This is a genomic window from Sphingomonas sp. YR710 (genome assembly GCF_900101455.1).
Classification (GTDB): Bacteria; Pseudomonadota; Alphaproteobacteria; order Sphingomonadales; family Sphingomonadaceae; genus Rhizorhabdus.
This window is the reverse complement of record NZ_FMZJ01000009.1, coordinates 115,699-135,620: the sequence shown is the minus strand read 5'-3', so window position 1 is coordinate 135,620 and position 19,922 is coordinate 115,699. Positions and strand designations below refer to the sequence as shown.

Annotated in this window: 17 protein-coding genes and 1 tRNA gene; 7 read left to right on the top strand and 11 right to left on the bottom strand. The window is 61.5% G+C overall.

Annotated features, from left to right (window positions below; genetic code table 11):
- Nucleotides 1-208 precede the first annotated feature (208 nt).
- Both BLS13_RS12330 and BLS13_RS12325 read left to right on the top strand, forming a co-directional pair.
- Nucleotides 209-1,066 carry a LytTR family DNA-binding domain-containing protein gene (locus BLS13_RS12330; protein ID WP_093452487.1) on the top strand — a complete coding sequence of 286 codons (858 nt, stop codon included), beginning with the start codon at nt 209-211 and terminating at the stop codon, nt 1,064-1,066.
- Nucleotides 1,067-1,319: 253 nt separating this feature from the next.
- A complete protein-coding gene (locus BLS13_RS12325) occupies nt 1,320-2,597 on the top strand; it encodes an MFS transporter (RefSeq protein WP_093452485.1) in 1,278 nt (425 codons plus the stop codon).
- Nucleotides 2,598-3,069: 472 nt separating this feature from the next.
- Here the strand turns inward: BLS13_RS12325 and BLS13_RS12320 are convergent, their stop codons facing one another.
- Nucleotides 3,070-5,493 carry a TonB-dependent receptor gene (locus tag BLS13_RS12320; protein ID WP_093452484.1) on the bottom strand — a complete coding sequence of 808 codons (2,424 nt, stop codon included), beginning with the start codon at nt 5,491-5,493 and terminating at the stop codon, nt 3,070-3,072.
- A 449-nt stretch (nt 5,494-5,942) separates the two neighbouring features.
- Nucleotides 5,943-6,019: transfer RNA gene (locus BLS13_RS12315), tRNA-Arg, on the bottom strand.
- A 60-nt stretch (nt 6,020-6,079) separates the two neighbouring features.
- On the opposite strand from BLS13_RS12315, the gene BLS13_RS12310 reads away from it, so the two are divergent.
- Entirely contained in the window at nt 6,080-6,832 is a 753-nt protein-coding gene (locus tag BLS13_RS12310) for a queuosine precursor transporter (protein ID WP_093452482.1), read from the top strand.
- Nucleotides 6,833-6,838: 6 nt separating this feature from the next.
- Here BLS13_RS12310 and BLS13_RS12305 read toward each other — a convergent pair whose 3' ends face one another.
- From BLS13_RS12305 to BLS13_RS12270, 8 genes are all read right to left on the bottom strand, one after another.
- A complete protein-coding gene (locus tag BLS13_RS12305) occupies nt 6,839-7,255 on the bottom strand; it encodes a GFA family protein (protein ID WP_093452481.1) in 417 nt (138 codons plus the stop codon).
- The gene (gene purQ / locus BLS13_RS12300; protein ID WP_093452479.1) at nt 7,252-7,917 is read right to left on the bottom strand and encodes a phosphoribosylformylglycinamidine synthase subunit PurQ; all 666 of its coding nucleotides are present in this window, start codon (nt 7,915-7,917) and stop codon (nt 7,252-7,254) included. The genes BLS13_RS12305 and purQ overlap by 4 nt, the downstream gene beginning before the upstream one ends.
- Nucleotides 7,918-7,920: 3 nt before the next feature.
- Nucleotides 7,921-8,154 carry a phosphoribosylformylglycinamidine synthase subunit PurS gene (purS, locus tag BLS13_RS12295; protein ID WP_037525842.1) on the bottom strand — a complete coding sequence of 78 codons (234 nt, stop codon included), beginning with the start codon at nt 8,152-8,154 and terminating at the stop codon, nt 7,921-7,923.
- 211 nt (nt 8,155-8,365) lie between these two features.
- Nucleotides 8,366-10,396, bottom strand: a complete 2,031-nt coding sequence (gene rpoD / locus BLS13_RS12290) for an RNA polymerase sigma factor RpoD (RefSeq protein ID WP_093452478.1) — start codon at nt 10,394-10,396, stop codon at nt 8,366-8,368.
- A gap of 37 nt (nt 10,397-10,433) precedes the next feature.
- Nucleotides 10,434-10,841: a hypothetical protein gene (locus tag BLS13_RS12285; protein ID WP_143011945.1), complete on the bottom strand. Its 408-nt coding sequence runs from the start codon at nt 10,839-10,841 to the stop codon at nt 10,434-10,436.
- Between the two features lie 14 nt (nt 10,842-10,855).
- Nucleotides 10,856-12,706 (bottom strand): DNA primase, encoded by a 1,851-nt coding sequence (gene dnaG, locus BLS13_RS12280; RefSeq protein WP_093452475.1) that lies wholly within the window; start codon nt 12,704-12,706, stop codon nt 10,856-10,858.
- 117 nt (nt 12,707-12,823) lie between these two features.
- Nucleotides 12,824-13,222: an endonuclease domain-containing protein gene (locus BLS13_RS12275; RefSeq protein WP_093452473.1), complete on the bottom strand. Its 399-nt coding sequence runs from the start codon at nt 13,220-13,222 to the stop codon at nt 12,824-12,826.
- A gap of 53 nt (nt 13,223-13,275) precedes the next feature.
- Nucleotides 13,276-13,731, bottom strand: a complete 456-nt coding sequence (locus BLS13_RS12270) for a GatB/YqeY domain-containing protein (RefSeq protein WP_093452472.1) — start codon at nt 13,729-13,731, stop codon at nt 13,276-13,278.
- A gap of 135 nt (nt 13,732-13,866) precedes the next feature.
- Here BLS13_RS12270 and carA point away from each other — a divergent pair, with 135 nt between their 5' ends.
- A complete protein-coding gene (gene carA, locus BLS13_RS12265) occupies nt 13,867-15,042 on the top strand; it encodes a glutamine-hydrolyzing carbamoyl-phosphate synthase small subunit (protein ID WP_093452470.1) in 1,176 nt (391 codons plus the stop codon).
- Complete coding sequence (locus BLS13_RS12260; RefSeq protein ID WP_093452469.1) at nt 15,039-15,401, top strand: ribonuclease E inhibitor RraB; 363 nt, start codon at nt 15,039-15,041, stop codon at nt 15,399-15,401. Before carA ends, BLS13_RS12260 begins: the two co-directional genes overlap by 4 nt.
- Nucleotides 15,402-15,598: 197 nt before the next feature.
- Here BLS13_RS12260 and BLS13_RS12255 read toward each other — a convergent pair whose 3' ends face one another.
- Nucleotides 15,599-15,946 (bottom strand): endonuclease domain-containing protein, encoded by a 348-nt coding sequence (locus tag BLS13_RS12255; protein ID WP_093452467.1) that lies wholly within the window; start codon nt 15,944-15,946, stop codon nt 15,599-15,601.
- 74 nt (nt 15,947-16,020) lie between these two features.
- Between BLS13_RS12255 and carB the strand changes: the two genes are divergently transcribed.
- Together carB and greA are read left to right on the top strand one after the other, a co-directional pair.
- Nucleotides 16,021-19,353, top strand: coding sequence for a carbamoyl-phosphate synthase large subunit (gene carB / locus BLS13_RS12250; RefSeq protein ID WP_093452465.1), 3,333 nt, complete (start codon nt 16,021-16,023; stop codon nt 19,351-19,353).
- An 85-nt stretch (nt 19,354-19,438) separates the two neighbouring features.
- Nucleotides 19,439-19,915: a transcription elongation factor GreA gene (gene greA, locus BLS13_RS12245; protein ID WP_037525827.1), complete on the top strand. Its 477-nt coding sequence runs from the start codon at nt 19,439-19,441 to the stop codon at nt 19,913-19,915.
- Nucleotides 19,916-19,922 lie beyond the last annotated feature (7 nt).

Below are 19,922 nucleotides of genomic sequence, written 5' to 3'. Positions count from 1 at the left end.
TTTCATCACCCAAGTCCTTTTGCCCAATTCGTGCGCGCGAATATTCGGTCAAACCGTGATCGATCTCTTCGCGATACGGTCTTCTGGCAGTCTCATCTTAATGCCCGCGACAAGAACTTCGTGAATGGGCGAATGGGTGAACGGGTAAGCTGGCGCGCGACTCCTTATGCCACTTGCCGAAGCTTTACCGTTCATACACTAAGGCATCATGGAACTTGACGAATTCCTCAGACGACCCGAGCGCTGGGCCAGCCTATTGGGCTGGGCGACGCTCGCCGGGCTGGAATTCGGTCTCATCGGCCCGTTCGGGAGCTACGCATCCCACCTCTTTACGCGAATCGCCTATTGGACGATCCTGTTCTGGGCTGGAAGCCTGCTGCTTTGGCCCAGCGTCGTTGCCGCACTCCTGCTGGGACCGCGCAGAGGCTTTCCGCCGCTTTTTTCGGGCGTCGTTGTCATCCTGATCGCCTGCATTCCGCTGGCGGCTCTAGGCGCCGCCGAAACCTACGCATTCTGGCCGGTACACGCCTCCGGGATGCGGATACTGGATTGGTACGGCCTGACGATCGTTGTGGCATTACCCGCCATAGGCGGGCTTGTCTGGCTCGATCATGGGAAGGCCAAACTCATCCCGGCGCGCTTCCGATTCGCATTGGATAGTGGCCCACGAAGCGATGGAAAGATTGGACCCGTTCCCGACGCGGAAACGAACGATTTGGCTTTGCCGGAGCATATTCTCTCCACGGCCTTATGCCTGCAGATGGAAGATCACCATGTCCGCGTCCATCTGCAGGGTAGATCCTTCCTGCATTTCGCGGTGATGCGAGAGGTTGTATCAGGCCTGGATCCGGAGCGTGGGCTGCAGGTGCATCGCTCCTGGTGGGTGGCGCGCCGTGCGGTCCAGGGTTGGTACAGGGACGATCGCTCGGTGACCTTGATCCTGATCAACGGCCTGCGCGTGCCCGTGGCACGCAATCGCATTGCCATGATCCGAGCCCAAGGCTGGCTTGACGGCGAAGAATCGCGACCCTGGGGCAAGCCGGCTTTGGAGTCTTTCCGCAGTTGAATCAATAATATGAGGTCGTTCGGGGGAGTTGGCTCGCGACGAATCGACCATTTCATGGTGATTCCATGAGAGAGCGATGCTCGGGGTAATATAGGTATGTGGGAAGATAGGGGTTATGACCAACCCGGCGCGCGATGGGTTCTGACCGCGCCCCATGTCGATAAGCCGAGGATGATTCCGGGGTCTCGACCGGTTCCGCTGCCGGACGGAAGGCGACATCGCTTCACTGTCATCGTGAAAATAAGGATGAGGAATGGCGTCATATCTGGGCGACTTGCGGAACAACTGGCGGCCTGTGGCGGCGGTGTTCATGGGGCTATCGGGTGGCCTGATGACGAGCAGCTACGTCATCGGGATCATGGCGCCATATCTGATCAGGGAACTGCACTGGTCCAGGGCCGATTTTGCGACGGTCGGCGCATTGGGGTTGAGCTCGGTGATCTTCTTTCCCGTCGTGGGGCGGCTCGCCGATCGCGTGGGAGTGCGCCCGACCGCGATGATCGGGGCGGTCACCTCGCCGCTGATCTATCTCGCGTTGAGCCAGCTTCACGACCTGCGCACCTATGCGATATTGTTCGCTCTGCAATGCCTGTTGCTGGTGACCACGACGCCGCCGGTCTACTGCCGGATCATCGTGCAATATGTCGTGCGTGCGCGCGGGCTGGCACTCGCCATCGTCGCGTGCGGCCCGGCACTGGTGGGCGCGATCGGCGGCCCGTTGCTCAATAATTTCGTCGCAGAACATGGCTGGCGATCGGGCTATCTCGTGCTGATGGTATTTTCGGGCGTGACCGGGCTCTGCTCGATCCTATTACTCCCCGGGAAGGCCGGCCCTGCTCCGACAAGCCAGGTGAAGGCACGCACCGCGAAGCAGGATTATGGTGCAATCGTCCGCCTTCGCCCTTTCTGGATCATGTTCGGCGCCGCTATCCTGTGCAGTCTCCCTTCGGCGATGATGATGACGCAGCTCAGCCTTGTCCTCGCCGAAAACGGCGTCACGGGCAAATCCGTGTCGATCATGATCGGGGGAATGGCCGGGGGCACGCTGCTCGGCCGCATCATGAGCGGGGTCGCGCTCGATCGTTTTCCCGCGTCGATCGTCGTGATGGTCGGCTACGGCTTGTCGGGTATCGGCATGCTGACGATTTCAGCGGGCTTCGATAGCCATATCGTGCTGCTCATCGCCGTCGTGCTGATCGGCCTGTCGGCGGGTGCCGAGGGTGATCTTACGGCTTATCTCGTCGTTCGCAATTTCGGCCTCCGGTTGTACGGTAGCATCTTCGGAATTTTGGCGGCGACAACCGCAATCGGAGCCAGCATGGGTGCAGTTTTGCTGGGGGTCATGCTGACCGCGTTCGGTAGCTTTGCCCCCTATTTGCGGTTCGCCGGCGTGCTCGTGATCATCGGTGGGGTCCTGTACACATTGCTACCTGGCAATCCTGTGCTTGGCGATGATGATGAAAACGACGTGGAAGAGGAAAGGCGCGTCGTCGGACCCCTTGCCGATATCGTCCTCAACCCATCGGCCTAGGCTGCGGCTATGGCTGTGCGGCATCAGTCGCTTCATCGGTTGCACGGTCGCCATCGTTAAGTCGGCGTGGCGGACGACGACGCTTGCGTATGCGGGCGATGCCGGGCTTCAATGGGCGCCGGATCGGGGTCTGTACCGCTATTCACTCGTGGGGAGCGCCGCCTTCATCATATCCGGCGACCGTGGCATCTCAGACCGCGACATATCGCGAGGGCCGAGCGGTTGCAGTCAAAATACTCGATCCACATCGCATGCGACGGCCCACCGGTCGGACCGAAATGCTGTGACATCCGACGGCCATCACGCCCTTCGGCTGGCGGTTGGAGGAGCGCCCACTGTCTGAGCCAATGACCGCGAACACCTGCGTTCGGCGCTTGAGACCCGACATCTCAAGCGCGGCGGGGGCCAGAAACGACAAAGGCCGCGGCCCGGATGATCCGGACCGCGGCCTCTGCTGTACAGCTTTCGCTGCTTATTTGTCGGCGCTGAAACGCACCTTCATGCGGACGCCGTACATACGCGGCGCACCGAGATTGCGCGTATCGAAACCGAAGTTGTTGAACAACGGGGTGATCAGCGTCTGGGTGAACTGATTCGTCAGGTTCGACCCGAAGAAAGCCAGATCAATCGGCTTGCCAGCAACGTTGCGCCAATCGAGGTTGAGATCGAGCTGGCTGACCGCCGATGCCCGGATCGAAGTCGTGCTCGATGCCGATGTCGCGTACGACGCATTGTACCGGTAGGCGACGGTGAGTTCGACCTTTCCGATCTCCGCCGGCGTCGGCAACGTGACGGTGCCGCTGATGTTGGTTCCCCATTTCGGCGAGTAGGCCAATTCATCGCCAGCGAGCGCCGACGGCTGAATGACGTCAAAGCCGGGAAACGTCGTCGGAGCGTTGATGGTCTTGAGCTTGGTGTTCAGATAGGTGCCCGAACCATCGATGCGGAAGAAACGCGAGAAGATCAACGTTCCGTCAAATTCGACACCGTAAATGCGCGATTTGCCGGCATTGAAGATGCTGGTTGCGGTTTGGCCCGTCTGCGAACTCAGCAAACCGATCTGCAGCTGCTGATTCGTCAGGTTCGAATAGAAGCCCGCCATATTGAAGTGGCCCGACACCGCGCCCTGGAAGCTCGCCTTGGCGCCCAGTTCGAAATTGTCGACCTTCTCCGGCCCGAACGTCACATTGCCGCCGGCCGAGAAAGGCGATGAGGCGCCCTGACGATAGCCACGCGAATAGGTGCCATAGACCATCACGTCCTGCGTCGGATTGTAGGACGCATTCAGCGTCCAGGTCGGCCGCTTCGACGACGTCCGCTCGGAGACGGTGCAGGTCGCGGACGCAACATAGGCAGCCTGGCAGCCTACGATAGTCGCCACGCCATATGCGCCCGGAATGGTGCTGCTAAACCGGGCGAGCTGCCCGGTCGCGCTGCCGCGCGAACGATCGTAGGTGTAACGGAGGCCGCCGGTCAGCTTGAACTTGTCGGTGACCGCATATGTGGCCTGCGCGTAGCTCGCCATGTTGATATATTCGATCGTGCCGGTCGTGAAGTTGACCGTGCCCTGCAGACAGCGCTGCTGCGCCAGCAAGTCATATGGGCCAACCTGGCACGGTGCGCCGTTGCTCGGCGACATCGATCCGCTGCGTCCGCCCGGCGTGCTATGCTCGAAATAGAGCCCGCCCTGATAGTTCAGCTTGCCGTCCAGCGCGTTGCCCTGCGCCTGCAGTTCCTCGGTGAAGTTGCGCTGATCGTTCGTGTACAGATTATCTGCGTTGAACGAAATCGAGGTGGAGAGGAAAGCGGGAGGGTTGAGCGGCAAGCCGAAATTGGTCGCGAAGATATCCTGGCGGAGAATCTGCTTGAACGTCGAGTAAGACGCGATGTTCTTGACCGTCAGATTGTCGGTTGCGTGCCAGGCCGTCGTATTGATGATCTGGAGCTGCTTGGTGAGCGACAGCGGATTGCTGAGATGTTGCTCGATCTGATAGGGATCGCCGCTTGCATTGAGGCGATTGACCTGGGGTACCGCAGCGCGCCCGAAGGTTCCGGCAGCGCCCGGGATATTGCCATTGGCGCGGAAGAGCTGGGCGCTCGAACCGTTATTGCTCGAATGCAGGTACGACACGATCGTGTAGTTTTCGATGTCCGGCGTCACGTCGAGGACGAGGCTGCCGCGCGCTGCGGTATAATCGACATTTGCGAAATCGCGCGGGCCGATACCGGAGACATTGTGCTCGAAACCATCGCGCGTCTGGCGATCGATGCCGATACGCAGGCGTGCCCATGAGGTTACGGGTGCGTTGACGACGGCCTGGATGCGCCGCATGTCATAATTGCCGTACGATCCTTCGACATAGCCTTCGAAGCGCGATGTCGGCTTTTTCGGCGTCAGGAGGACGGCACCGCCGGTCGTGTTACGGCCGAACAAGGTGCCCTGCGGGCCCTTCAAAACCTGCACGCTCTGCAGGTCGAACAAGCTGCCGGGACCGGCGCCGTCGCCGCCCTGAAGCGATACGCCGCCGCCGCGTGGTGCGACGACTTCACCGAAATAGGTGCCGACCGACGATGACGTTCGCAATTCCTGCGAGAAGCCACGGATCGAGAAGGTCGATTGTTCCGCCGAATAGCGCGACTGCACGTTCAGGCCGGGTACAACCCTGGCGAGATCTTCTGCGGACACGATGTTGGATTTGCTGAGGCGTTCCTGGTTCACGACTGCGACCGAGATCGGCACATCCTGCAGACGCTCTTCCGTCCGGCGTGCCGTCACGATGATGGCGTCGGTTGTGCCGGCCTCTGGTGCGGCCTGCGCGAACGCTGCCTGACCGCTTACAATGAATTGAATCGATGCCGTGGCGAGCAGCGCCATGCGATATTTCCGGCCAATCATAAAAATAACTTCCCTCTCACCTGAACATATTCGGCCGCGGCTTATTATTCTCGTCCGCCGCCGGTTATGACCCTTCAGCTCGAGCCCAACGGGGCAAGCTGATCGCGCCGTTTACAGCGGACCCGAGTTGAAGCAAGGGTTTTTCGGAGTTTTCTGGGGTTTTCTGGGGAAATATGACATAGCGGCAGAGAAAGATGGCATAGCGCGCTATGCAAGACGGGGTAACAAAGCACTTGTAGCGCGATTCGCGGAAATCTGCGGTTGTGGGTGGCAAGGACTGAAGATTGTGCCGAGGGGTGGCGATACCGGCGCAATTTTGGGTTACAGATCGCTTTCCGACGCGGCAGCGCGCAAAATCGGCATTCGGTTCGGCTGATGTCGGGGCGCAATTGGCGCGCAAATCGCTGTGCGATGGGTCATCTGCCGATGCGGGCAGCCATAGGAAGAGATGGCGCGCCCGACAGGATTCGAACCTGTGGCCCCAAGCTTAGAAGGCTCGTGCTCTATCCAACTGAGCTACGGGCGCGCACGCAGAATCGCATAGCGTGGATTGACAGGCGATGGAACTGCTTCACTTTGCACGCCCATGAACGATGCTCATAGCCACGCGCCGGTTGCGCTCGATGCCGCGAAACTTGGATCGCGGCCCTTTCGCTATTTCGATTTCATGATGGCGGCGTTCGTCACGATCATGCTGCTGTCCAACGTAATCGGGGCCGAGAAGCGTGCGATCGTCGAAGTCGCCGGCTTTGCGCAGCCGATCATATTCGGCGCGGGCATCCTCTTTTTCCCGATCGGCTATGTGCTCGGCGACATATTGACCGAGGTTTATGGCTATGCGCGCGCGCGGCGCTGCATCTGGGCGGGGACGGGCGCGCTGCTGTTCATGGCGCTGATGAGCTGGGTGGTGGTGTCATTGCCGCCGGCGCCGGGCTGGGATGCGCAGGCAGCCTATGAGCGCGTGTTCGGGCAGGTGCCGCGGATCGTGATCGCGTCGATCACGGCCTTCTGGGTCGGCGAATTCGCGAACAGCTTCGTGCTGGCCAAGATGAAGATATTGACGCGGGGCAAGCATCTGTGGACGCGCACGATCGGGTCGACCGTGGTCGGGCAGGGTGTCGACAGCCTGCTCTTCTATCCGCTCGCTTTCTTCGGAGCCTCGGGCTGGACGACGGGGCAGATCGTGCAGGTACTGCTGACCAACTGGCTGCTCAAGGTGAGCTGGGAAGTGGTGCTGACGCCGGTCACCTATGTGGTGGTGGGCTTCCTGAAGCGCCATGAGGGCGTCGACATCTTCGACGAACACACCAATTTCACGCCGTTCCGGACGCGGATCTGATTTCGATCAGGCGATCGGCGGCGGCTGGCGTTCGATGGTCGGGATGGCAGGATCGAAACAGGCCCAGTCGGGCGCGGCCGACGTCCAGATGGTTGCGGCGGGCCTGATCATATTCGGATCGTCGAGCGTGCCGGCGCGGGCGAAGATCAGGTGCGGGCGGCTCTCGGCAATGCTGAACATCGGCGTTCCGCATGTCGGGCAAAAGCCGCGCCGCATCGCATTACCGCTATCGGCAACGCTTTCATGCCACTTCACCTCGCCGCTGATCGTAAAGTCTTCGGAATAGAAACCGGCATTGGTGGTCGCACCGCCGCCGCCCAGATATTGGCAGAGCCGGCACCAGCAGGTGCGCGCGCCGATCGCGGGCCGCCCCGCCTCGTAGCGGACCGCGCCGCAGAGGCAGCCGCCCGCCGCCGCGGTCACGCCACCGCTTCCAGCAGGCCCTCGAACAGCCGGCGTCCGTCGACATTGCCATGCGCGCTTTCGATCACGCGCTCTGGGTGCGGCATCATGCCGATCACGTTGCCGGCATCGTTAAGAATGCCCGCGATGTTGCGCGCCGATCCGTTGACGGCCTCGGCATAGTGGAATGCCACGCGGCCTTCGCCTTCGAGCCGGTCGAGCGTCGCGGCATCCGCCGTGTAATTTCCGTCATGATGCGCGACCGGGAAGTGCACCGTTTCGCCTGCGTCATACCGGTTGGTGAAGATCGACTGATTGTTGGCAACCGTCAGCGCGACATCGCGGCAGACAAAGTTGAGCCCGGCATTGCGCATCAGCGCGCCGGGCAGAAGCCCGGCCTCGGTAAGCACCTGGAAGCCGTTGCAGATGCCGAGCACCGGCACGCCGCGTCCCGCCGCATCGGCCACCGCGCGCATCACCGGCGATCGCGCCGCCATCGCGCCCGATCGCAGATAATCGCCATAGGAAAAGCCGCCGGGCACGGCGATCAGGCCGATCCCGTCGGGCAGCGCGGTCTCGCCATGCCATAGCATGATCGGCGCGGTGCCGGTCACGTCGCGGATCGCCACGGCCAGATCGCGGTCGCAATTGGAACCGGGGAAGACGATGACCACGCTCTTCATGGCTCAGGCGCTCCGCTCGATCCGGTAATTTTCGATGACGGTATTGGCCAGCAGCTTGCGGCACATCGCATCGATATCGGCGTCCGAGACGCTATCGTCGAGATCGAGTTCGATCAACTTGCCCTGGCGGACATCGTTGACGCCGGAAAAGCCGAGCCCGTCGAGCGCGTGATGGATGGCTTTGCCCTGCGGGTCGAGGACGCCGCCCTTCAGGGTTACGTAGATGCGGGTTTTCATCGCGGCCTCACCGGTTTCGAATGCGGGGCTCTATGGCGCGGGATGGGGAGGAGGGCAAGTGACTCCCTCGCCCCCGCTTGCGGGGGAGAGGGAAGAGCCGCGTGGCGGCGAAGGGAGAGGGGGCAGTGGGGGAGGCTCTGTCGCGAACCTCTTCCCCACTGCCCCCTCTCCCAACCCTCTCCCCCTAAAGGGGGTGAGGGCTCTTTTTAGATCACTGATCCAGAAAGCTGCGCATCTTGCGGCTGCGGCTCGGGTGCTTGAGCTTGCGCAGCGCCTTCGCCTCGATCTGGCGGATGCGTTCGCGGGTCACCGAGAATTGCTGGCCGACTTCTTCCAGCGTGTGATCGGTGTTCATGCCGATGCCGAAGCGCATGCGCAGCACGCGTTCCTCGCGCGGGGTCAGGCTCGCCAGGACGCGGGTGACCGTTTCCTTCAGATTGGCCTGGATCGCCGCGTCGACCGGGATAATCGCATTCTTGTCCTCGATGAAATCGCCGAGATGCGAATCCTCTTCGTCGCCGATCGGCGTTTCGAGGGAGATCGGCTCCTTGGCGATCTTCATCACCTTGCGGACCTTTTCGAGCGGCATCGACAGCCGCTCGGCGAGTTCTTCCGGCGTCGGCTCGCGACCGATCTCGTGAAGAATCTGGCGGCTGGTGCGGACCAGCTTGTTGATCGTCTCGATCATGTGGACCGGGATGCGGATCGTGCGCGCCTGATCGGCGATCGAACGCGTGATCGCCTGGCGGATCCACCAGGTCGCATAGGTGCTGAACTTGTAGCCGCGGCGATATTCGAACTTATCAACCGCCTTCATCAGGCCGATATTGCCCTCCTGGATCAGATCCAGGAACTGCAGGCCGCGATTGGTATATTTCTTGGCGATCGAGATCACGAGCCGGAGATTGGCTTCGACCATCTCCTTCTTGGCGATCCGCGCCTCGCGCTCGCCCTTCTGCACCATGTTGACGATGCGGCGAAACTCGCTGAGCGCCATGCCGGTCGCCTGCGCGATTTCGCTGACCTCGTTGCGGATGCGATCGACCGGCTCGGCCTCGACGGATGCGAAAGCGGCCCACTTCTTGTCGATCTTGGCGACATTTTCCAGCCAGCCTTCCTCCATCTCATGGTTGATGTAGGAATCGAGGAAGGATTTGCGCGGCACCTTGTGGCGCTCGGCCAAACGCAGCATCTGGCCGCCCAAAGCGGTCAGCCGGCGGTTGAACGAATAAAGCTGATCGACCAGGAATTCGATCTTGGCATTGTGGAACTGGACGCTCTCGACCTCGGCGGTGAGCTGTTCGCGCAGCGCCTGGTAGCGATCCTCCTCGCCGGCCGGGAAATCGTCGCCGACGCCGAGTGCTTCGAGCCGCGCTTGTTGCAGGGCCGAAAAGGTCAGGTACAGATCGGTGATCGTCGCGAACTTCTCGAGCGCGGAGGGCTTGAGCTGCTCCTCCATCTGCGCGAGGCTCAGCGTATTGTCTTCTTCCTCGTCGTCCGATGGCCGCGGCGTGCGGCGCTCGGTCATCGAATCTTCGTCTTCCTCGGCGGCGGGCTCTTCCTCGGGCTCTTCTTCTTCCTTGAAGCTGGGGCCCGCGGTTTCGGCCGAAATCTCGGCGCCATCCTCGTCGCCTTCGACCTGCTCGAGCGTCGGACCCTTGGAGAGCATCGCATCGAGATCGAGGATCTCGCGCAGCTGCATCGTGCCTTCGTTGAGCGCGGTCGACCAGTCGATGATCGCGTTGAAGGTGATCGGGCTTTCGCACAATCCCAGGATCATCGTGTCGCGGCCGGCTTCGATGCGCTTGGCGATGGCGATTTCGCCTTCGCGGCTCAGCAGCTCGACGGCGCCCATTTCGCGCAGATACATGCGCACCGGATCGTCGGTGCGATCGACGGTTTCCTTCTTGACGGTGGTCGTCAGCGTCGGGCCGGCATCGACCTCGTCGGCCGCGACATTGGCTTCGTCGGCCTGATCCTCATCAGCCTGATCTTCCTCGCCGACATCCTCATTCTCGACGATGTTGACGCCCATTTCATTGAGCGCGGCCATGACGTCTTCGAGCTGATCCGAAGACATCTGATCTTGCGGCAGAGCCTCGTTGAGCTGATCATAGGTGATATAGCCCTTGCGCTTGGCGCGGGCGATCAGCTTCTTCAGCGACGCTTCGTTGAGATCGATGAGGGGGGCATCGCCGCCGCCAGTACCTTCTCCGCCAGCATCGCTCATGTTCTTCGCCATCTAGGACCAGCCCTCAATCAAAGTCACACGCAATAGTTCAAGCGCCCTGTTCGTCCTCACCATCGGCAAGGGCGGCCAGAGCGCGATCCGATTCGTCCCGCGCCGATCGCAACCGAAGCTGTTCGGCCAAACCGGCGTCGTCCGTCATACTTCGCAGTCTTTCGGTGACCTCCGCGAGCGCGGCATCCAGCACAGGCCGGGCCGCCATCGCGTCAATCGCCGCCGAAAGATCCCGCTCGGCACGTTCCGGATCGGCATTGCCGCGTAAAAACGAAAAGGCAAGTCCGTTCGTAGCCCGCAGCTCCTCTGCCACGACCCCCAGACCCGCATTTTGCAATATGGTCTCCAAAGCGGCCTTTTCAAGCGTACCACTGGCAAAGGCGGCATCAAGGGCGACAGAGCGAAGGCGTTCGAGTCGCGAAATTGAGTAGGGGGATCGAATCATCAAAACCCATGAGTTCAAGCTGTGGCTGACGCAGCGCTTTGCCCAGCCGCTCCGCCCAATTCCTCTTTATCCGCCTCGGCGTCGGTGGCACCGCTCTCATATTCCTGATCCCGGATCACCTTGATCTTTGCTCGAACGTCAGCGCGCATCTTTTCAAGGGCTACGTAGTTTCCCATTCCCGTATCATTGATGACTCGATGATTGAGTTCGTCGAGAGCCTTTGAGAGAGCCTCATTCTCGACCAGAAATCGAATGATTCTTGTGAGCCGAGCGGTGCCTACTTCAGGTGATACGTTCAAGGAGAAGCGAAGATCGCGTGTGATATCAAATTTCTGAGGTGGACTGATCATATCGGCTTCCAGGATGGCAATGACGCCATCGTCTCTCAGAAATGGTCGAGCCGACACGCTATCGACGATCTTTTCGCGCCAGATTTTTAATACGTCATCGTCAAAATCGATTTTGCAGATATCCTCTAGGGACCGCAATAGGGTTTGAGGAAAGCGAAAGCAGCCGTACAATGCCGAGCGAGCAATGCTTTGATAGGTTTTTATGTCGCGCCGGGTACGAGAAATGGCATCGCCGACCACCGTCCGATCGCGACCTTTCCAGCCAAAATCTTCGAAGAATAATGATGTGAACGAGCGGCGATATTCCTCCTGCAATATCTTGTCAGTGCAGCTCTTTGCCAAATCATCCAGGCGATGGCGTAGGCCAGCTCGGTCTTCCGGGTTTGATCTATCGATTTCACTTAGGCGCGAATTGTAAAGCACTCGAACGAGCGGGCTCGGCGCAGCAAGAAACGGTTCGATGGCGGCACTGCCGCCTTCCCCCACTATATCGTCGGGATCTTTGCCGGGCGGGAGCATTGCGAAGCGCAAAGTTTTGCCGACGGTTAAAACGGGCAGCGCCCTTTCGCCAGCCCTCACCGCTGCCTTTTGACCAGCCTTATCTCCGTCGAAGCAAAGAATGGGGGCGTCGACTAGGCGCCAAAGCTTTTCCATTTGCTGCTCGGTTAAGGCGGTGCCAAGCGGCGCTACGGCTTCATCAATGCCCGCTTTGGCAAGGGCAATGACATCCATATAACCTTCGACGACGATGGCGCGTCCGCTTTTGCGGGATGCTGGCGCTGCACGATCAATGTTGAAGAGCGTGCGGCCCTTGTCGAACAAGGGCGTCTCGGGCGAGTTCAGATATTTGGGCTCACCGTCACCGATGATTCGCCCGCCGAACGCTATCACTCGCCCGCGCTGATCACGGATCGGGATTATCAGCCGCCCGCGGAACCGGTCATAGGGTTCCTTGTCGTCGACCTGGATCAGCAGGCCAGTTTCAATGAGCTTGTCATGGCCGTGAGTAGCGAGCGCCATCTTGAGTTTGCCGCGCGAATCAGGCGCGAAGCCGATGCCAAATGCACGGACTAGCTTGTCGTCGAGCCCGCGCTTTTTCACATAAGTGCGCGCCTCGGCGCCCTCGATCCCAGAAAGCTGTTCCTCGAACCAGCGAGCGGCCCCTGCTGTGACGTCATACAGAGTTGCCTGAATTTCCTGTCGCTGAGCGGAACGCGGATCCGAAGCTGGAACCTCTATGCCAGCAGCTTGAGCAAGTTCTTTGACGGCATCCATGAAGGGCAGTCCCTTCGCCTCCGTCAAAAATCTGATGGCGTCTCCATGCGCGCTACAGCCAAAACAATGATAAAATCCTTTATCATCGTTGACGTAAAAGCTTGGCGATTTTTCATTATGAAACGGGCAGCAGGCTTTGAATTCGCGCCCGGCCTTCATGAGCTTTACCGATCGTCCAATGACGCCGGAGAGCGTGATTCTCGAACGCAATTCGTCGAGAAATTGGGGGGAAAGGCTCATAATTTAAACCCCCAAACCTTCTCATTCATTCAGGCGAGCTTGCCTCCAATGCGTGCTAATCACCAATATCACATACCACGCATTATGCGTATGCGCATCTCAAAACGGCACCCGATTCTACTCCTCCTCCCGCTTGCGGGAAGGGGCAGGGGGGTGGGCCCTCGCCTCTCCGAGCGCTTCCGAGATTCGGATCAGCACGCCATCCAGATTCTCGTTCACATCATTGTTCCAGAAACGGATCACCCGATAGCCTTCCGCCTCGATCCGCCGGGTCCGAATCTCATCCTCGGCAGTGAGCCAGCCATGCTGACTCCCATCGACTTCGATGACAAGCCGGGCCGATCGGCACAGGAAGTCGCAGATGAAGCCGGCGATCGGCATCTGGCGGCTGAACTTGTGGCCACCGAGCTGGCTGCCGCGCAGATGCTGCCAGAGCTTGCGTTCGACATCGGTGGCATTGTTGCGGAGGTCGCGCGCGCGATCGGTGGGGCGGCGTGGGCGGAGAGGGTGGCCCACCCCTCGGTCCCCTCCCGCAGGCGGGAGGGGAGGCGCAGGATCGCCTCCCTCGCTCAATTCGCCAGACGCGCCTTCACCAGCCCGCTGGCCTTCGCAAAATCCATCTTGCCCGCGAAGCGCTCTTTCAGCGCGGCCATCATCCGGCCCATATCCTTGACCGATGCCGCGCCGATCTCGGTGGCGAGCGCGTCGATCGCGGCTTTCGCTTCATCCTCGGACATTTGCTGCGGCAGGAATCGCTCGATCACCGCGACTTCGGCGGCTTCGGCGGCGGCCAGTTCGGGGCGGTTGCCCTTTTCGTACATCTCGATCGATTCGCGGCGCTGCTTGATCATTTTCTGCAGCACCTCGGTGATCAGCAGATCGTCGTCGGGCTGGACGCTGGCGGTGCGCAATTCGATATCGCGATTTTTGATCGTCGACTGGATCAGTCGGATGGCCGCGGTTGTCGTGGTATCGCGCGCCTTCATCGCGACGACGAGCGCCGTCTTGATATCGTCTCGAATCATGGTGGTGTCCGATAAGGAAACTGGAAAGGCGGGCCTGTATCCGATCTGTAAAAATTTTACTAGATTGACCCTGCCGGGGGAGCCACCTAGTTACGCCGCCGTTTGCCCGATACTCGAAAGAACAGGAGCCCGTCTGTGGCCGAAACCGATCACGCGCGTCTGAAGCCGGAAGGGGCGACCGGCGTATTGGTTCTGGCCGATGGCGCGATCATCTGGGGCCGCGGCTTCGGCGCCGAGGGCGATGCGGTGGGCGAAGTCTGCTTCAACACCGCGATGACCGGCTATCAGGAGGTGATGACCGATCCGAGCTATGCCGGGCAGATCGTGACATTCACATTCCCGCATATCGGCAATGTCGGCACCAACATCGACGATATCGAGGCGATCAATCCCCACGCTCTGGGCATGATCGTGCGCGAGGACGTCACCGATCCGTCCAGCTTCCGCTCGACCCAGCATCTCGATGTGTGGCTCAGGTCCAACGGCCGCATCGGCCTCGCCGGGGTCGACACCCGCGCTTTGACCCGCGCGATCCGGATCGGCGGCGCCCCCAACGGCGTGATCGCGCATTCGGCGGCGGGTGCGTTCGATATCGATGCGCTGATCGCCAAGGCGAAGGCATGGCCGGGGCTCGAGGGGATGGATCTCGCCAAGAATGTCTCCGCGACGCAGAGCTATACATGGGGCGATGGCTTGTGGACGCTGGGCGAGGGCTATGCGGTGAATGCCGCGAAGTCCGATGCGCCGCATGTCGTGGCGATCGATTACGGCCTCAAGCGCAACATCCTGCGCAACCTTGTCGCCGCCGGCGCGCGCGTGACGGTGGTGCCGGCAACGGCGACCTTCGACGAGGTGATGGCGCATAATCCTGACGGCGTGTTCCTGTCGAACGGTCCCGGCGATCCGGCCGCGACCGGCGCTTATGCGGTGCCGGTGATCAGGCAGTTGCTCGAGATCGGCAAGCCGATCTTCGGCATCTGCCTGGGCCACCAGATGCTGGGCCTCGCGGTCGGCGCGACCACCTACAAGATGCATCAGGGCCACCGCGGCGCCAATCATCCGGTCAAGCGGAGCAGCGACGGCTGCGTCGAGATCACCTCGATGAACCACGGTTTCGCGGTGAATGCGGAAACGCTGCCGGCCAATGCCGAGGTGACGCATGTGTCGCTGTTCGATGGCTCGCTCGCGGGTCTTCGGCTGACCGACAAGCCGGCTTTTTCGGTGCAGTACCACCCCGAGGCAAGCCCGGGTCCGCAGGACAGCCATTATCTGTTCGAGCAGTTCGTGGGCCAGCTGGGGAAGAGCGCGTGACGCTTCCGCCCGTCGATCCGGATCGGCTGGAACAGGAATGGCTCGCCGATCGCGACGTGCTGGCCAATTTGCGCGAGAATGGCGACCGGCCGGAACTGGCCCGGGCGGTCGATGTGAGCTTTCGCGGGCCGGAGGATGTGCTGGAGCGGCTGACCGAGGCGGCCGAGGAACTGGGCTTCGATTTCCTCGAGATCGAGGAATCCGACGATGGCGATCCGTGGGTCTTCCTGGTTCGCGAGCAGGGTACGGATGATGAGTCCATCCGCGCGCTCACGACGGTCTGCCTGCAGCTCGAAGCGGCGTTCGGCGTGGAGTATGACGGCTGGGGCTGTCCGGCGCAGACGGTGTCGGTGCAGTGATGGCTGGAGCGCTTCACGCCCTCGCCCCCTTTAGGGGGAGAGGGAAGAGCCGCGTAGCGGCGAAGGGAGAGGGGGCAGTGCGGGAGATCGTCGCAAACCTCTCCAGCACTACGCCCTCTCCCAACCAGCAAGGCGGCTCTTTGGTTCATCCGGGGGATGAACCTGCCGCCTTGCTCCGCCTAAAGGGGGCGAGGGCTTCAGAAGTCTTTGCCCATCGCAATGAGGATCGCGCGAGCTACGCCTTCGATGTTCGTCATAACCTCACTGTTCGTGAATCTGATCACGCGCCAGCCTTTCGCCTCCAGCGCCGCCGTACGCGCTGCGTCGTAAGCCTCCCGTCCCGCATGGCTGTCACCATCGAGCTCGACGATCAGCCGCTCGCTGCGCGCGGCAAAGTCGGCGACATAAGGCGCGACGACCATCTGGCGGACGAATTTCACGCCGAGGCGATTGCCGCGCAAAATATTCCACAACGCCTGTTCCGGCGGCGTCTGGTTCGTGCGAAGCGATTTTGCGTTGGCGCGGGTTTCAGCGTTCCGTTTCATCCTTCCCGTATTCCCCCTCTCCCCAACCCCTCTCCCCCTGAAGGGGGAGAGGGGCTTTCAGGTATCGCATAGATATGCCCAAACGCACCGACATCTCCTCCATCCTGATCATCGGCGCCGGCCCGATCGTCATCGGCCAGGCGTGCGAATTCGATTATTCGGGGACGCAGGCGTGCAAGGCGCTGCGCGAGGAGGGCTATCGCATCATCCTCGTCAATTCGAACCCGGCGACGATCATGACCGATCCGGACATGGCCGATGCGACCTATGTCGAGCCGATCACGCCCGAGATCGTGGCGAAGATCATCGAGAAGGAGCGGCCCGATGCCGTGCTGCCGACGATGGGCGGGCAGACTGCGCTCAACACTGCGCTGGCCTTGTTCAACGACGGCACGCTCGAAAAATATGGCTGCCAGATGATCGGCGCCGATGCCGAGGCGATCGACAAGGCCGAGGATCGGATGAAGTTCCGCCGGGCGATGGACAAGATCGGGCTCGAAAGCCCGCGCTCCGATGTCGCGCATACGCTCGATGAGGCGCTGCGCGCGCTGGAGATGGTGGGTCTGCCCGCGATCATCCGCCCCAGCTTCACGATGGGCGGCACCGGCGGCGGCATCGCGTACAACAAGGACGAATTCGTCAAGATCGTCACCGGCGGGCTCGATGCCTCGCCGACCACCGAGGTGCTGATCGAGGAATCGGTGCTCGGCTGGAAGGAATATGAGATGGAGGTCGTTCGCGATAAGAACGACAATTGCATCATCATCTGCTCGATCGAAAATATCGATCCGATGGGCGTCCACACCGGGGACTCGATCACCGTCGCGCCGGCGCTCACGCTGACCGACAAGGAATATCAGATCATGCGCAACGCGAGCATCGCGGTGCTGCGCGAGATCGGCGTTGAAACCGGCGGATCGAACGTCCAGTTCGCAGTCAATCCCGCCGACGGCCGGCTGGTGGTGATCGAGATGAACCCGCGCGTGTCGCGTTCCTCGGCGCTGGCGTCGAAAGCGACCGGCTTCCCGATCGCCAAGGTCGCGGCCAAGCTCGCGGTCGGCTATACGCTCGACGAGATCATCAACGACATCACCGGCGCGACCCCGGCTTCGTTCGAGCCGACGATCGACTATGTCGTCACCAAGATTCCGCGCTTCGCGTTCGAGAAGTTCAAGGGTGCCGAGCCCTTGCTGTCGACGGCAATGAAGTCGGTCGGCGAGACGATGGCGATCGGCCGCAACATCCACGAATCGATGCAGAAGGCGCTGCGGGGGCTGGAGACCGGGCTGGTCGGCTTCAACGTCGTCGACGAACTGGTGGGCGCACCGCGCGCGACGATCGAGGCCGCGCTCGCGCGGGCCACGCCGGACCGGTTGCTGGTCGCGGCGCAGGCGCTGCGCGAAGGCTTCACCGTCGATCAGATCCACCAGATTGCCAAGTTCGATCCGTGGTTCCTCGAAAGGCTCAAGGAAATCGTCGAGGCCGAGGAGTCGGTCTGCCGCGAAGGCCTGCCGCAGGAAGCGGCCGCGATGCGCAAGCTCAAGGCGATGGGCTTTTCGGACAAGAGGCTCGCCTGGCTGGCGATCAAGTCGGTCAATCTCGCGGGCATGGAGCGCGAACAGGCGCGCGGATCGGGGATCGTCCACGATTTCGCCAAGGCGACGACCGGCGGCGTGACCGAGAAGGAAGTGCGCGCGTTGCGCCACAAGCTCGGCGTGCGGCCGGTGTTCAAGCGGATCGACACCTGCGCGGCCGAGTTCGAGGCGAAGACGCCCTATATGTACTCGACTTATGAGGCCCCGGCCTTCGGCGCGCCTGAATGCGAGAGCCAGCCGACAGGCCGCGAGAAGGTGGTGATCCTCGGCGGCGGCCCGAACCGGATCGGGCAGGGCATCGAGTTCGATTATTGCTGCTGCCACGCCTGCTTTGCCTTGGCCGATGCCGGCTATGAGACGATCATGATCAACTGCAATCCGGAAACGGTGAGCACCGACTATGACACGTCGGACCGGCTGTATTTCGAACCTTTGACCGCCGAGGACGTGCTCGAGATTTTGCATGTCGAGATGTCGAACGGCACGCTTAAGGGCGTGATCGTCCAGTTCGGCGGGCAGACCCCGCTCAAGCTCGCGCAGGAACTCGAGGATGCCGGCATCCCGATCCTGGGCACCAGCCCCGATGCGATAGACCTCGCCGAAGATCGCGAGCGCTTCGCCGATCTCATTTCCAGCCTGCAGCTGCTCCAGCCGCGCAACGGCATCGCGCGCAGCCGCCAGGAAGCCCTCGCCGTCGCCGAGCGCGTGGGGTATCCGGTGCTGATGCGGCCATCCTATGTGCTGGGTGGGCGCGCGATGGAGATCGTCGAGGATCCCGCGCAGCTCGAGCAATATATCACGACGGCGGTGCTGGTATCGGGCGACAGCCCGGTGCTGATCGACCAATATCTGCGCGACGCGATCGAAGTCGACGTCGACGCGATATGCGACGGCGACGATGTCGTCGTGGCGGGCGTGCTCCAGCATATCGAGGAAGCCGGCGTCCATTCGGGCGACAGCGCCTGTTCGCTGCCGCCCTACAGCCTGCCGCAGAACATCATCGCCGAGATCGAGCGTCAGACCGATCTGCTGGCACGCGCGCTGTCGGTGCGCGGGCTGATGAACATCCAGTTCGCGGTCAAGGATGGCGACGTCTATCTGATCGAGGTCAATCCGCGCGCCAGCCGTACCGTTCCCTTCGTCGCCAAGGCGATCGGCCAGCCGATCGCCAAGATCGCGGCGCGCGTGATGGCCGGCGAGAAGCTGGTGGCGTTGCCGACGATCGATCGCGCGATCCCCTATATCGCCGTCAAGGAAGCGGTCTTCCCATGGGCGCGCTTCCCGGGTGTCGATCCGGTGCTGTCGCCCGAAATGAAGTCGACCGGCGAGGTGATGGGCATCGACAGCGATTTCGCGACCGCTTTCGCCAAGGCGCAGCTCGGTGCGGGCACGCGCCTGCCGCTTGCCGGCACGGCGTTCGTCTCGGTCAAGGACAGCGACAAGCCGCATATCCTGCCGGCCGTTCGCCAGTTGCTCGAAATGGGCTTCAAGGTGATCGCGACCGGCGGCACGGCCAGCTATCTGCAGGGCGAGGGGCTGGCGGTCGACGTCGTGCGCAAGATGCAGCAGGGGCGGCCGAACATCGTCGATCGGATCACCGACGGCAATGTCGACCTGATTTTCAACACCACCGAGGGCTGGCAGTCGCTTCAGGACTCGCAGGCGATCCGTACGTCGGCGCTCTACGGTCGCGTTCCCTATTTCACCACGGCGGCTGCCAGCGTGGCCGCGGCGCAGGCAATAAGCGCCCTTCGGGAGCGCAAGCTTGAAGTTCGGGCCCTTCAATCCTATTATTCAGGTTCGAACGCCTGATCCCCCCAAGCGCCGGATGAGTGCGGGCTGCCCTTTTCCGGGTGCGCCTGGGGATCAGGATTTTTGACGAAGGGGTTTTGGTTCGATGGCGAGCGTGGAAAAGATGCCGATGCTGAAGGAAGGGTATGAAACCCTGACCGAAGAGCTGTCGCGTCTGAAAACCGAACGCCCCCTGATCATCGATGCGATCGAGGAAGCCCGCGCGCATGGCGATCTTTCCGAAAATGCCGAATATCATGCGGCCAAGGAGCGGCAGGGGCAGATCGAGGCATCGATTTCCGATATCGAGGATCGGCTGAGCCGCGCGCAGATCATCGATCCGCGCGACCTTTCGGGCGACAAGATCGTATTCGGCGCAACCGTCACCCTGCTCGACGATGACGAAAAGCCGGTGCGTTACCAGATCGTCGGCCAGACCGAAGCCAATGCCAAGGCCGGCCGCATCTCGTACAACAGCCCGCTGGGCCGCGCGCTGATCGGCAAGAAGGTCGATGACGAGATCGAGGTCACCGTGCCGTCGGGCGAGCGTTTCTACGTGGTGTCGAAGATCGAATTCATCTGATCGACCG